Here is a 14,118-nt window from a genome sequence, read left to right on the forward strand (position 1 = left end):
AATGGATTTGCTCTGCTTCGACCTAAAGAATCAGTTTTAATCCAAAAATCCGCGTGCCATCATCATCCGCGTACCCATAAAAAAAGCAGTGTACTACAGTTTATACCGTCACGCCGGTTTCCTGCCAGCTTTTCGACTGGGCGGAGGCTAATACGGCTTCACATACTTTTTGCGTTTCGAGCGCGTCCTGGAAATTGGGCGAGCAGGGTTCACCCGTTTCGAGGCTCTTCAGGAAATCGGCTACCTGATGCAGGAAGGTATGTTCGTAGCCAATGCTCGTGCCGGGAATCCACCAGCGATTCATGTAGGGCTGGTCACCGTCAGACACGTGAATGTTACGCCATCCCCGAACGGTCGATTCGTCGGAATGGTCGAAATATTCCAGTCGGTTCATATCGTGCAGATCCCAGCGGATCGACGCGTGCTCGCCGTTGATCTCAAAGGTGTACAGCGCCTTGTGGCCGCGTGCGTAACGGGTTGCCTCAAAGAGTCCCAACGAGCCATTGTCGAAGTGGCAGTGGAACAGGCAGGCATCGTCGATCCCAACGGGTTCTACCTTTCCGGTCAGTTGGTGCATGCGCTCTTTCACGAAAGTTTTTGTCATGGCCGACACATCCGTAATGGCACCGTTGAGCCACATGGCGGTATCGATGCAGTGCGCCAGCAGATCGCCCGTCACGCCCGATCCGGCGGCGGCGGCATCCAGTCGCCAGAGGGCCGTTCCACCCTGCGGCAGATCGGCGTTGATGGTCCAGTCTTGCAGGAAGTTGGCCCGGTAATGGAAAATCTTGCCCAGTTTACCCGAATCAACGATTTGCTTCGCCAGCGTGACGGCCGGCACACGCCGGTAGTTGTACCAGACGGTGTTGGGTACGTTCGCCTTGTTAATGGCATCGACCATGCCCTGCGCTTCGGCTAAGGTGCGGGCCAGGGGTTTTTCGCACAGGATCATCTTACCCGCTTCTGCCGCCGCGATGGCGATTTCGGCGTGTGTATCGTTGGGCGTGCAGATATCAACGGCATCGATATCATCGCGGGCGATCAGGGCCTTCCAGTCGGTTTCGAACGACTTGTAGCCCCACTGTTCAGCAAAGGCTCTTACCCCTCCTTCATTCCGCGAACAGACGGCTTGCAGCACCGGCCGGTAGTCGAGTTCAGGAAAAAAATGAGCCACCTGATAGTAGCCGTTTGTATGGATCCGACCCATGAGGCCAGTTCCGATTAAGCCAATACGCAGTTCTTTTTTGGTTGTCATAGTAGTTTGGAATGGATTTAATCTGCGGTGTCGCTTGCCTGTGGCGAGTGACGACCATCCAGCGGGCCTCCGGCCCGCTGGCAGATGAGACACAGATGAGGATGCTTGCCTAACATCGATAAAGCTTGAACCAACGGGCCGGAGCGGTGCGCCGTTGCGACCCTACCGATACAGGTCACTCGCCACAGGCAAGCGACAGCGGAGAAGGTCAATTTGTTGTCATTCGCTTCCAGCGTCCTTACGCTGCGCTGTCATTCATTGTCATTAATGGCTCTACTACAAATGACAATGAATGACAGCGCAGGTATTACGCCTCGTACCAGCCGTGTTTCTTACGTACCTCGATCATCGTGGCCAGAATATCGTTCCAGGTTTGCTGGCTGGTCATCACCGCGTTGGGGAACATGCAGCCATCCCAGCAGATGTGTTTGAACGCTTTGGTAAGCTGGCCCTTTTCGTCGCGCAGCCAGTAACCCGCGTCGTTGGCTACGTCGAGCTTACCGTTGGGGTCCAGGGCCTGGCAATGGCGGCCGGTCTTGTCGTGCGAGCCTGAGCCGAAGACGGTGCCGTCGTTTTGGGCTACGTGGAAATCGATGGTCCAGGGACGAAGGGCGTCAGAAACGGTTTTTAGGCCTTCAGACAGCCCTGCCCGGTCACTCCAATCAAAGTTTTCGGGAAGAATCCGGTCTTGCGGACGGTTATAGCCGAGCAGATACAGCAACGTATGCGCCATGTCGGCCTGGAAACCCATGTTGGGCCGATCAACGGCTTCGAGCGTTTCGAGCATCGTTTTCCAGCTATGCATACCGCCCCAGCAGATCTCCCCTTCAGCGGCTAGTTTCTCACCAAAATCGGCGGCTACGTCGCAGGCTTCGCGGAAGGTCTGGGCAATCAGTTTGGTATTGCCCGCCGGATCAGCATCCCAACTGTGGGGCGAACTGGCCGAGTCGATCCGGACCACGCCGCTGGGCCGCACGCCAAGCTCGGTCAGCCGTTGCCCAATGTGGCAGGATTTGCGAACCATCTCCACGAACTGGGTACGTTCCTCCTGGCTACCCATCGCCGGACCGCCCCAGATAGGTGCCACCAGCGAACCGATTTTCAGGTTATGGCCAGTTACTTTATCGGCCAGGCGTTTAATGCCATCGTCGTCCAGATTAACGTCGATGTGTTCGAACAGCGCCAGATCAACGCCGTCGAATTTCACGCCATCCACGTCGGCAGCGGCGGTCAACGCCAGCATGGTATCGAATGGAATGACGGGTTCCGAATCAGGGCCTTTGCCGACCACGCCGGGCCACATGGCATTGTGCAGTTTAGGATAATTATTTTCGTTCATTGTTTCTTAAGGTTTGGGACATGAATTGTGGCGTTTTTTGTCATCCCCACGTCAGAAGGGATGACAAAAAGATATCACAGCGTTAGGTCAGGATTAGCCGGGCCGAAGTGCTTCAGGATCACGATCGGGTCGGTAGTGGACGGGTTTACGATAGTGACACCTTCCGTGGCCGCTTTTTCACTGACGAAAAACTCGTCGTTGGTGAGCTGACCGTAGCGAATGAGTGCAGGCGTTTCAATGTCCCACACGCCTAGTTTGCCGTGTCCCTGCATCACGATCAGGCCATAGGCGGCGCTGTCTTTGATGGTCACGGTGGTGCCCGGCATGACGGTCAACTCCTTCGCGCTGAACGCGTCAGACTTGTAGCAAACCCAGTTTTCGACGTACCCAGCGGCTTCCATCTCGGCCTTGTCCCGAACGGGCAACGGTGCCATAAACCGGTTGGCCATCATCTGCGGGTCAACGTTCAGGTCCCAGTCGATGGCCTCCATCAGTTGGTCGTAGTCGCCGATACGCTCTTTCGGCGTGCCATTCCAGAGCAGTTCTTCGGGAATGATCGCCTCGTTCACCAGCGACTGATACATGGCAAACACGTCGGATGCTTTCTGCGGCTCGTAGGTACACAGGCTTCCCGGCGCATGGAGCAGTCCGGGCGGTACATCCCAACCGGTACCGGGTTCGAGGCGATAGGCCATCGAGTAGTTGGTGATCTTGTTATCACCCTTTGTGAAGTTCATCAGGCACTCCTTGATCTGCTCTTTCGACGTACCCGGCGCAATACCAATGAAGGTGTAGGGAAAATCACCGCCGTGATTATTCAGTTGCGGCGGGAAATAATAGGCCTCGGGTTTGCCCAGTTGGCCAATGTGCGCCGCCTGCTCGTCGTTGTGGTGCAGGTGATGCGGCAGCGGCCCCATGTTATCGAAAAATTTGGAGTACATGGGCCAGCTTCCATACTGATCCCAGAGCCGGTCGCCAATCAGGCTACCTTTCAACTCGTCAACGGCATCTTTGAGCAGGAATTGGACCTCCTGGTCACCGTCTTTAAAAACAATGGCGCTCAGGCCTTCATGTTCACCGGTCAGCGGTCCATTTTTCGCCGGTGTGGTCGACGACAGCCAGCGTTCGTCGATGCCGCCGCGTTCGCCGCCCAGCACGTAATAATCGTCCGGGTGTAGTTTGATGCGTCGGCCAGGCACACAGAATGACCGGGGCACCCAGGTTGGGGCCAATCGCAGGATACCTTTACCCTGTTCCAACGCTTTTTCTGCGACGCTTACTGCTGTTGTTGCTTCCATAAAGGGTTTCGTTTTTAAAAGAAGAGGTTATTGATTGGGTTGTCCGGGCCTGTCGCGCTGGCCATGTAAGGCCGAAGCTCCAGCTTCGGTAGTCGATCATATACTACCGAAGCTGGAGCTTCGGCCTTACATCTACTGTCCTTGCTTCACAAAGTCATTGATCCGTTCTGCACTACTCAATACGGTTAGCTCCACATCATACCGTCGGGTTTCGCCGGGTTGCAACATGATCAGCGTCTGGTTTTCCCGTGCTTTTGCCTGGCCAATCGGCGGATGCGTACCCGGTTCAATGCCCGTGACGTATTCACCTTTGCCCCAATGTTGCCAGTTGGTCAGCCACGGAAGCTGTGCCTTCTGAAACCGCAGCGATACGGCCAAGCCAAGCTTAGCATTGTGTAGCCCGGCCGTGCACCAGCCCGAGGCATCCGGCGTTGCCTCAATGAACGCAACGGCTTCGCCCGTTCCCAGATGCGATTCCAGCGGCGCGGGGCAGGTTTTGACGTCGTTTCCTGGCCGGAAAATGCCGGCATGAATACCACCTTCACGCGGTTGCCAGTCGCCCTGCCAGATGAGCTTCGTGCCTTCGTCGACCAGTGGCCAGCCGAAGTTGAGGTGGTACAGCAGCATGTGCGGGGCGGGTGTGTTGCCGCGGTTGGCCACCTCATCGTGAATCCGGATAGTCGGTTCGCCGAGGGTGGCCGAGATGGTCCGTTTCAACTCAAGACTGGGACCAAAAATCTTTGTTTCCCGCATTCGGCCGGTAATGCTCATCTCCAGCTTACCCATCACCGGGTCGGGCTGAATGATGGATTCGATCTCTGCAGGTACGTTGCTGATGTGTCCGTGAATGCCCCGCTCGCCGTACGCATCGGTTTCTGGCCCGCCCACATGCGCCAGCCCACAGGTGGTTAACAACCCGCCATTAAAGGTTCGGAGCCAGTCGAGCCCTTTGTCGGAGAAAGGCTCTGGCGCGGTGATGCCCGAATGACAGAGCCAGGCCAGGCTATGCTGGTTATAGAACGCATCGGCAATGTCCAGGCCCCGGTCGGTGACTACTTTAAAGCGCAGTCCCGAACCGGTGTTGATCCACGCCACCCGAACGCCCCGGCCAGCGCCGTTGTCAAGAATAGCCGTTTCGATGCCCCCGACCTGCGCCGGGTTATTGATTTTATCTGTCCAGGGGTACGGTGTCAAGGGGTGCGTTGGGGTTACGTTACAACGTCTTCAGCATCAAGTTCCTATACTGCACTTTCATGGGCGGCCCAACGTGAACCTGCACGCCTAAGAGCCCTTTTTTCATGCCATTCACGGCGTCTTCGTCCGTGACATCGCTCATCAATACACCGTTGATGTAATGCTGGAGGTGATTGCCTTTTACGATTAAGTGAAACCTGTTCCAGTCTTCTGGTTTGATAAACGTCTTGAGCGAATCCGAACTACCCAGTGAACTGGTTACCGTGAGCCCACCCCAGGCATTGTTCTTCACATTGGCCCGTACGGCTTCGGGCGTAGCGGCACCGGTATAGGCCGGAATCGTGGTTTTCTGACCACGATAAGCCAGGGTTGTCCGTTTGCGTTCTTCGTAGTTCTGCCCGGTATAGCGCATTTTGCCGTCGATGTCGGCCTGGTAGCCCCGCAAGGCGAAGGGCACGTCGGTTAGGCGGTCGCTGCGGTAATTGATGCCTGAGTTCCCCTCGGCGGTGATGTTAAACTCACCGGTGAACTCAAAATCAGCCGGTTCGCCGCCTTTCCAGATAATGAATGAGTTGGTTTTCAGTAAGGTAGCGGGGGTGATCTCACCTACCAGCGCGCCGTTTTCCACGCGCCAGTAAGTCGGATCACCTTCCCAGCCATTGAGCGTCTTTCCGTCGAATATCTGGACGAAGCCGTCTTTCACCGCTTTTTTGCGCTGCGCCTCACAAACCGTTGTGAAGGTCGCCGCCATCGTTGCGACCAGGAATAGCGTTTTTTGAATCATACTGTGTTAATGGTTTACGGGTTGTAGGTACGGTCTTGGTTGCTTCGCGCTGTAGATTGCTTTCGCCTGGCCCTTCGACTAGGCGAAAGCAACCTACAGCGCGAAGCAACACACGAGCGAAGCAGCACCCCAAACGCCTTACTTACCCTTGCCCGTATCTGACATTTTGTACAGGTCATTCGCCTGATTACCACCCGATTTCAGATACGCGATCAGGTCTTTCAGTTCGCCGGGGTTCAGGCTGTTGATCAGACCAGGCAGCATAATCGACGAGGGCGAGTACTTCCTTGACACCACGTCTTTCTTCGCCACCTTCCGAAGCTGGTCAGAGGCAAACGGGTTCTGAGAGATAAAGTAAGTTGCCTTATCCTCATTGATCAGCCGACCCAGTACCGACTGCCCGTTTTTAAGCGTGAAGATGCTCGAGGCGTACTGATCCGAAATAGTTTTATCGGGATGAATAATGGCTTCCAGAATGTCTTTATTGGAGAAACGGGTGCCGAGTTGAGTCAGGTCGGGGCCAATATCGCCACCCTGACCGCCCATCGAATGGCAACGGCTACACAAAATAGCGCCGTATAGTTTTTTGCCCGTTTCGTAGCTGCGTCCCGTCAGGCCACTATCAACCACAGCCACGGCGTTTTCCAGCTTCCAGTTTCGATACGGGCCTTTAGGCGTATAATCCGACGCAATGTCGTTACCCGATTTCGTCAATAAATCAGCGCCGGATAGTTTATTGTACGTCCCGAACTGCTCTTTAGGTACGTTCGCCAGGGCCAGTTTACGCGCTTTATCGACGTACCCGACGTAGCTGTTACCACCCTGATAACCAAACGCTTTGGCAAACCAGGCAAAATACTGATCGCGCAGTTGCGGCGTCCAGCCGGTTTTTGCGCTGCTCAACATGGTGGCGTAATAGGTTTGTTGAGCGGGCGGCACCTTGGCCAGCATCTTGGCTATATCCAGGCCATACTGCGGATTACGGAGAATCAGGTCACTCGATGCCGTCACGGTCTCACCACCTACAGGCCCGTTGTCTTCGTTGTTGAGTGCCAGTAGTTTCAGCGTTTTGTCTACCGCCCCGGGCGCTTCCAGCGAAATCAGCAGTTTGCTATACGCCCGGTTCAGCATGGCCGAACCAGCCGGATAGCGGGGGCTCAATACGGCGATCGCCTTCGCCCGGTCGGCACCTTCGGGCAGGCCCATACGAGTAAACACAAGCTCAATAGCCCGCAATACGTCGGCCTGTTGTTGCTCAGCAAGCGTGTTCAATTTTACGTTCAGCAACGAGGTCAGCATCTTACTTTTCAGCGACGCATCGCCGTGGTGAGCCAGCGCCATCATGGCCTGCGTTAACCGTTGTGGATCGGTTTCGGCCAACGCTTTTGCCTGCCATTCCGCAACCGGCTGATGCTCGACTGCCACGCGGGCCGCGTAGCGGATAAACCGGTCAGGGTGGTTCAGATACGGCCAGGCTGTACTGACCGCGTCGGCCATCGGAGCGCCGTGATACTGCTCCAGTTTCGTGCGGATCTGATGCTCGGCTGTTTTGAGGGGTGATTTCGTATCCGGCGCTGTGGCCTCTGTGCCGTCGTAGGTGATCCGGTACAGATCCGACTCCAGCCGCCGCCCGCCCGTCAGGAAATACATCGCGCCATCCGGCCCGATCTGTCCGTCGGTCAGCGGTAGTGGCGAACCGGAAATAAATTCCTGAGCGGTGGCCTTGTACGAAGCTCCCTGTGGTTGCAGATGAACGGCGTAGATGATACCGAAGCTCCAGTCGAACGCGTAGATGGCCTTCTGAAACTTCTGCGGAAAACGAGCCCCACGACCGGCAAAAACACCCGTTGGTGATCCCTGACCCATATTCAGGGTAGCGGGCAAACAGTCGGCAAAACTGGGCGACCAGTTGGTGGCCGATGTACGCCAGCCAAAATCGGCCCCGCTGGTGATGTGGCAAATACGGGTCGGCTTGTACCAGGGCAGGCCGAAATCCCATTCCATGTCTGAATCGTAGCCGAAAATATCACCGGCATCATTGAACGTGAAATCAAACGTGTTGCGGAACCCACCGCCAACAAATTCCCAGTTTTTCCCGTCCGGGTCGATCTTGGCGATCCAGCCACCGGGGGCCATTCGGTCCACGGCGTGGCCACGCGGGTCTTTAATGGCCGGAAACAGGTTATCCTCTTTCCAGACCGGCGGCAACCGATACGCATCCATCTTGGGTACGTCTGTGAAATTGCCACACATTACATAAATCGATTGCTTATCAGGCGAGAGTACAACCGAGTGGGGTCCGTGTTCCCCTTCGCCGTTCAATTCTCTGATCAGGGTTATTTTATCGAGCTGATCGTCGCCGTCGGTATCCTGCAACCGGTACAAGCCGCTCCCCTTCGAAAAAGTTGAGTCTACCCGGTGGTTTACCATCACATACAAGCTGTTGAAAGCCCACAACAGCCCCTGCGCATACCCCATGCCAACGCGCGGTTTTTGTGGGTTGGTGGGCGACGGCGGAAGATCGCTGATTTTCAGCTTCTCGACCCTGGGCTTTTGTACACCCGAGCCAACTGCGGGAAGATCAACACGATAGAGTGACCCATACTGATCTGACGTGATCATCCGGCCCTTATCGTCGAACGTCATGGCGACCCACGATCCCTGCTGATTATCGGAAGGGCTATAGAGATGTTCCGCTTTAAAACCGGGAAGTAGCTTCAGCTTATCAATTTTGGTACTATCGGCGGCTCGTTCGCTCGAGTAAGATTCCCGAAGGCTGATCCACGACGTACCCAGTAAGACAAGCGCACAAAGGACAAGCCCAAGTTTGATTACACTGGCAGGTTTACGCATAGCGTTGGAGAGTTCTTGATTAGCTAATCAAAACAGCGCGCATCTGTATTCTACTGCCATCGCGGGCGTTTGCTACTGGATGGCCAGCCAGCAAAAAAAAGAGCCACTCAGGGTGGCTCTTTTTTTTGCTGGCTGTACAGCGAAGTCCGGTTGGCTGGCGGGGCTCGTCGCCTGTAGGAGACCGCTCCACCCCGTTTATGACAGACTCTGCTTTATATCGCGAATCCGGTCATTGAACGTGATCGCGTGGACGTCCAGATCGGGCACTTTGGTGGCTTCCAGCAGGTCCATCACGGCAGGATGATGCGGTATTCGTTTGCCCGTTTCGATGCTGATGTATTTCGACGTCACCCAGAGCACGTTCTTAAGCTGCGCTTTCCGGTCGTCGGTCATGTAGTATTCAGTGATCGTGGTATCGATGTCGAAATACACGATCCGCGACATGATACGCACCCACTCGCTCACCAGCGCCGGCCGAACATACGCGATCTGGTGCTGATACACGACCCAACTCGATTTGTATTCACGGAACAACTGCGCCGGGGCAAAGTCATACAACTTCGCCACCTGATCTTCGCGGGCGTTGAAGTAATAATCGAAATACTTGGCGTTGTTGAGGTGCTGGAGCGGATCACAGTCCTGAAACCGGATAATCGTCCGCGATTCTGTCTCGACCGGGTACGTCCGGTTTGGGTCACGTATGAACATAAAACTAAGTGTCAGGTGTCAAGTTTCAGGTGTCAAGTGGCGCTGCTAGTTAACCTTGTGGTGCCTCAGCAGCGCCACTTGACACCTGAGACTTGACACCTGAAGCTCTTTTTACATTTTCTCTAAAATCCGCTCGACTGACACTTCGTAGCCGATTTTGGCTTTCAACTCGCTGATGGAGACACGTACCTGCTCGGTGGTGTCGCGGTAGCGGATCGTCACGGTGTCGTCTTCCAGCGTCTGGTAGTCAACAGCGATACAGAACGGCGTACCGATCAGGTCCTGCCGGGTGTAGCGTTTACCGATGGCGTCGCGCTCTTCTATAATCACCCGGAACTCCGATTTCAGTGCTTTCACGATCTGCTCGGCTTTCTCGGGCAGGCCATCTTTCCGAACCAGCGGGAACACCGCCGCTTTGATGGGCGCCAGGGCCGGGTGCAGCTTCAGGTACGTCCGCTCTTTCTGCTGGTCACCCTCCCCCACGGTTTCTTTCGTAAAGGCGTTGCAGAACGTCGCCAGGAAGAGGCGGTCGGCGCCCACCGACGTTTCGACTACGTACGGAATGTAATTGCCGTAGGGCTTACCCGTTGCCGGATCAACATCGTTATCGAAATACTGCTGCTTTTTCCGGCTCAGCTCCTGGTGCGCTTTCAGGTCGAAATCGGTGCGCGAGTGAATGCCTTCGATCTCGCGGAAACCAAACGGGAACTTGTATTCGATATCGACGGCTGCGTTGGCGTAGTGAGCCAGCTTTTCGTGGTCGTGGAATTTCAGGCTCGTGGCAGGCAGGCCAATCGCCTGGTGGAACTTCATACGGGTGTCTTTCCAGCTGTTGTACCAGTCCATTTCAGTGCCGGGACGCACGAAGTACTGCATCTCCATCTGTTCAAACTCGCGCATTCGGAAAATGAACTGACGAGCCACGATCTCATTCCGAAACGCCTTCCCGATCTGGGCAATACCGAAGGGAACGCGCATCCGGCCCGTTTTCTGTACGTTCAGGAAATTCACGAAAATCCCCTGCGCTGTTTCGGGCCGGAGATAGATGGTGCTGCTGTCTTCGGCCAGTGAACCCACCTGCGTTGAGAACATCAGGTTAAACTGGCGTACCTCGGTCCAGTTCTGGTTGCCCGAAATGGGGTCTTTGATCCCTTCGGCGATGATCAGGTTCCGAACGCCTTCGAGGTCTTCGGCCCCCAGCAAACGGCCCATTTCCTCGAGCAGGGCTTTACCGCGGGCTTCGTCACCGGCGTTGGTATATTCTTCGGCTTTGAGTTCCAGCAACTGATCGGCGCGGTAGCGCTTCTTCGAGTCGCGGTTGTCGATCATCGGGTCGTTGAACGAGTCGACGTGACCGGAGGCTTTCCAGGTCAGCGGGTGCATGAAAATGGCCGCGTCGATACCAACCACCTCATCGTGAAGCTGGGTCATGGCTTTCCACCAGACGGCTTTGAGGTTGTTTTTCAGTTCAACGCCGTTCTGACCGTAGTCATACACAGCCTGTAGGCCATCATAAATTTCCGACGAGGGGAACACGAAGCCATATTCTTTCGCGTGAGCGATAATATCCTGAAGCGAAGTAGCCGGAGCGGCAGGGGCCGATCCTTCGGCCGACGTATTGGTTGTCATAATGGCCGCAAAGATAGCTTTTGCCGCCAATACCACCGACTGTATATCGTCAAACCTCCAACGCTATGTCAGGCTACTTGCTGTCCTGCCATCAATAACTTACCTTGTCGACAGTAACCCAACCGGACCACCTTAATGTTTAAACAAGTACGTGCGTTTATTGCCGATACATTTGCTATTGGGCATAAAGAGGCGACCGGCGTTTTGGCCCTCCTGCTTCTGATCGTTCTCTTTCTCACCTCGCCGCTTATCTATACATGGCTACGGCCCGAACGTACCCAGGACACTACCGCGTCGGATCAGCGGAAACTGGACAGTCTGCTGGCCAAGATGCAGGCGGATGGTTCTGCTGAAGACAAAGCCCGCTACGGCAATAAAGGACAGGCAGACGGATCACGGCGGGCTGATGACGACCGGCAAACGTCGGAACGGTATCAGGAAGCCAAACCCTTTCCCTTCGACCCCAATACGGTGAGCGTAGCGGGCTGGCAGCAACTGGGCTTACCGCGCTGGATGGCCGAGCGCATTGAAAAGTACCGCAGCAAAGGCGGGCAGTTTCGGAAGAAAGAGGACCTGCTCAAGATTTACGACTTTCCACCAGACCTATACGAAACGCTGGAACCATACATGCAGCTTCCCGTCAGCGCCCCCCAACTGGCTACCAGGCCAGCCATACCCAGCAACGTACCTACTGCGCCTGCCAACACGGGCAAGGCAGATGCAGCGGCACCAGTTCGCGACCGCTACGTAAAACCGGTCATCCAGCCGTTCGATATCAACACGGCTGATACCACACAGCTGATAGCCCTGAAAGGGATTGGCAGTAAACTGGCTAGCCGTATTGTTCAGTACCGTGATGGGCTGGGTGGCTTTCTGTCGGCAGATCAGTTTAACGAGGTCTATGGCCTCGACTCAATTAATCTGGCCGAGCTGACTCTGTATGCCAAGGTATTGTCGCCCGTACGCAGGATACCGGTCAACACGGCTTCGGCGGCTGACCTGGACCGGTTGCCATACCTGTCGCGGCGGCAGGCTGAGGTGATCGTCAACTATCGAAACCAGCATGGTGCTTACACCTCAACCGAGTCGCTGAAAGCAGTCCGGGTCCTGAACCCTCGCACGATTGAGCAGATAACGCCGTATCTGACGTTTTAGAGTGATTGTCGTTACGCTTCGCTGTTCATTAGATGGCATTCGTTGGTTTACGCTCAATGGCTGTTAATGACCATATAATGACAGCGAAGCGTAGCGACAATCACCCTAAAAGCGAAAACCCCGCTTTGTGGGCGGGGTTTTCAAGATCAAGTTACGGTACGTTTGCTTGGTTTGGTACTCTTCTTTTTGTTACGAGGCACTCTTCCTTTTAATCAGTTACGGTAATTGGCAATCGCTGCTACGGTGAACGCGGAATCACTTAGAAGAAACGTGGCACTGTTTTTTTGCGTGGCCAGAAAGTTGGTAAACCACTGGTCAGGTACGCGCCTATTGGCTTGTTGGCCAATAGCTGAAATTGCTTGTCAACGGTTAGGCTTGCAGCAGTAGATTGCTTCCCCCCCTCACGGTACAATTCGTCGCCCAACATGGACGATAACAAAACAAATTGATCTAAATTCATATGAAACGATGTCATCTCGGTAGGCATGACAAATATCTATAGAATTAACAGACTTTACAAAAATTAGATTCGACTTTTTTGATAATTTCTACTGAGGTGCGAAATCCACACTTCATCGCAAAAAAACAATTACCAATAATCGGGCCAATTTTTCATTTTGACGCGACTCTCCACCGAAAGTAACGTGTAATTTATCCATTATTTTCTCCCGGCCATTAATTGTTGTGCGGCTCGCTTCGCCGGGAACAACGACGTTACAGCTGTTACCAGGAGAACGATCACTATCGTTACGGCAATGTCGTTGAACCGGACATTAACCGGATAGGCATCTACGATAGCCGATGTGGTGCCAAAGCCAACTAATCCGTACCGTTCCTGCGCATAGCACAGGGCGAGCCCAAGCGCCAGGCCGACGGCAGCGCCCGTCAGCGAAATGATGGCACCCTCCACCAAAAATATTCGCCGAATCAGGGCGGGCGCAGCGCCCATCGCCCCCATGATTCCTATATCCGCTTTCTTTTCCAGCACAAGCATAGACAACGAAAAGAAAGTATTTATACTCGCCACCAGAATGATAAATGCCAGAGTAAGCGTAACAAACAGCTTCTCGATTCGGATAGCCCGAAACAGATCAGGATTCATTTCATCGCGGGTACGTACCCACAGAGTATTGCCCAGCAGTTGTTGCATGGTCGACTGAACAGCCAATTCGTCGGTACCGGGGTTCAACTGTATTTCCAGACTGGCATATTCATCCGGTTTATACCCTAGCAGGTCACGGGCTACTGCAAGCGGCACAATCACCAAATCGTCGTAATTCGTGGCTTCGATAAAAAAGACGCCCGACACGTTGAGTCGCTGTTGACGGAAGGCATCAGGCGAAAGCGCAGAGACACGTCGGGCGCGGTCAGGGAACAGCAGTTCCAGCGGCGTGAGTGGGTCTTCGGGTGAAATGGTCAGGTTATTACGCACGCCTTCCGCAACGATAGCGAAGTTAAATCCGTCTCTGGTTAGCACCTGACGCCCCTCTACCATTGCCGAGTCGAGCTGATGCCGTTGGGCGTATGTGCTATCTACACCTTTTACCCGCACGACCATCCGGCTATCGGCATACTGCGCCAGCGCATTATCTGAAGCAATACCAGTCAGCACCTGTACGCCCGGAATCTTGTGAAGCCGATGAATTAGCTGGGGGTTCAGTTCAACGCGTTTCCCCTGTCTGGGCAGAACGGTGAGATCAGCTTCTACCGACTTGAAAATTTGTCGGTTCAACTCCTCCATCCCGTTGAATACCGATAGCACTACCACCAGCGCCATAGTGCCTACGCCCACGCCAAGCATAGCCAGTAGCGACAGCCAGCTGATGAAGCTGCGTTTACGCCGGGAGAAAAAATACCGACGGGCAATAAAAGCGGAGAGATTCATGACGTACCTGCGGAAATA

At 54.6% G+C, this 14,118-nt stretch carries 10 protein-coding genes; 1 reads left to right on the forward strand and 9 read right to left on the reverse strand.

All coding sequences use genetic code 11. From position 1 onward, the window contains the following. Window positions 1–100 precede the first annotated feature (100 nt). The 8 genes from ACAW75_RS11895 to ACAW75_RS11930 all read right to left on the reverse strand — a co-directional run bounded on the left by ACAW75_RS11895 (window position 101) and on the right by ACAW75_RS11930 (window position 11,060). Window positions 101–1,255 carry a Gfo/Idh/MocA family protein gene (locus ACAW75_RS11895; protein WP_370728934.1) on the reverse strand — a complete coding sequence of 385 codons (1,155 nt, stop codon included), beginning with the start codon at window positions 1,253–1,255 and terminating at the stop codon, window positions 101–103. Window positions 1,256–1,562: 307 nt separating this feature from the next. Continuing rightward, the gene (locus ACAW75_RS11900) at window positions 1,563–2,594 is read right to left on the reverse strand and encodes a sugar phosphate isomerase/epimerase family protein (RefSeq protein ID WP_370728935.1); all 1,032 of its coding nucleotides are present in this window, start codon (window positions 2,592–2,594) and stop codon (window positions 1,563–1,565) included. 74 nt (window positions 2,595–2,668) lie between these two features. Continuing rightward, the gene (locus ACAW75_RS11905; RefSeq protein WP_370728936.1) at window positions 2,669–3,892 is read right to left on the reverse strand and encodes a class I mannose-6-phosphate isomerase; all 1,224 of its coding nucleotides are present in this window, start codon (window positions 3,890–3,892) and stop codon (window positions 2,669–2,671) included. A 132-nt stretch (window positions 3,893–4,024) separates the two neighbouring features. Further along, a complete protein-coding gene (locus ACAW75_RS11910) occupies window positions 4,025–5,086 on the reverse strand; it encodes an aldose 1-epimerase family protein (RefSeq protein WP_370728937.1) in 1,062 nt (353 codons plus the stop codon). 19 nt (window positions 5,087–5,105) lie between these two features. Further along, window positions 5,106–5,870 (reverse strand): 3-keto-disaccharide hydrolase, encoded by a 765-nt coding sequence (locus ACAW75_RS11915; protein ID WP_370728938.1) that lies wholly within the window; start codon window positions 5,868–5,870, stop codon window positions 5,106–5,108. A 138-nt stretch (window positions 5,871–6,008) separates the two neighbouring features. Continuing rightward, complete coding sequence (locus ACAW75_RS11920; RefSeq protein ID WP_370728939.1) at window positions 6,009–8,723, reverse strand: c-type cytochrome; 2,715 nt, start codon at window positions 8,721–8,723, stop codon at window positions 6,009–6,011. Window positions 8,724–8,918: 195 nt separating this feature from the next. Then, the gene (locus tag ACAW75_RS11925) at window positions 8,919–9,431 is read right to left on the reverse strand and encodes an acyl-CoA thioesterase (protein WP_370728940.1); all 513 of its coding nucleotides are present in this window, start codon (window positions 9,429–9,431) and stop codon (window positions 8,919–8,921) included. 111 nt (window positions 9,432–9,542) lie between these two features. Then, on the reverse strand, window positions 9,543–11,060 hold the full coding sequence (locus ACAW75_RS11930; protein WP_370728941.1) for a glycine--tRNA ligase: 1,518 nt from the start codon (window positions 11,058–11,060) through the stop codon (window positions 9,543–9,545). A 135-nt stretch (window positions 11,061–11,195) separates the two neighbouring features. Here ACAW75_RS11930 and ACAW75_RS11935 point away from each other — a divergent pair, with 135 nt between their 5' ends. Further along, the gene (locus tag ACAW75_RS11935) at window positions 11,196–12,215 is read left to right on the forward strand and encodes a ComEA family DNA-binding protein (protein ID WP_370728942.1); all 1,020 of its coding nucleotides are present in this window, start codon (window positions 11,196–11,198) and stop codon (window positions 12,213–12,215) included. Between the two features lie 658 nt (window positions 12,216–12,873). Here the strand turns inward: ACAW75_RS11935 and ACAW75_RS11940 are convergent. Further along, entirely contained in the window at window positions 12,874–14,100 is a 1,227-nt protein-coding gene (locus tag ACAW75_RS11940) for an ABC transporter permease (RefSeq protein WP_370728943.1), read from the reverse strand. Window positions 14,101–14,118 lie beyond the last annotated feature (18 nt).

The sequence above is a fragment of the Fibrella arboris genome (genome assembly GCF_041321095.1).
GTDB classification, from domain to species: Bacteria; Bacteroidota; Bacteroidia; order Cytophagales; family Spirosomataceae; genus Fibrella; species Fibrella arboris.

Coding starts and splice junctions, on each gene's coding strand:
- ACAW75_RS11900 (WP_370728935.1), bottom strand. CDS start 2,594: ATGAACGAAAATAATTATCCTAAACTGCACAATGCCATGTGGCCCGGC.
- ACAW75_RS11940 (WP_370728943.1), bottom strand. CDS start 14,100: ATGAATCTCTCCGCTTTTATTGCCCGTCGGTATTTTTTCTCCCGGCGT.
- ACAW75_RS11920 (WP_370728939.1), bottom strand. CDS start 8,723: ATGCGTAAACCTGCCAGTGTAATCAAACTTGGGCTTGTCCTTTGTGCG.
- ACAW75_RS11905 (WP_370728936.1), bottom strand. CDS start 3,892: ATGGAAGCAACAACAGCAGTAAGCGTCGCAGAAAAAGCGTTGGAACAG.
- ACAW75_RS11935 (WP_370728942.1), top strand. CDS start 11,196: ATGTTTAAACAAGTACGTGCGTTTATTGCCGATACATTTGCTATTGGG.
- ACAW75_RS11925 (WP_370728940.1), bottom strand. CDS start 9,431: ATGTTCATACGTGACCCAAACCGGACGTACCCGGTCGAGACAGAATCG.
- ACAW75_RS11930 (WP_370728941.1), bottom strand. CDS start 11,060: ATGACAACCAATACGTCGGCCGAAGGATCGGCCCCTGCCGCTCCGGCT.
- ACAW75_RS11895 (WP_370728934.1), bottom strand. CDS start 1,255: ATGACAACCAAAAAAGAACTGCGTATTGGCTTAATCGGAACTGGCCTC.
- ACAW75_RS11915 (WP_370728938.1), bottom strand. CDS start 5,870: ATGATTCAAAAAACGCTATTCCTGGTCGCAACGATGGCGGCGACCTTC.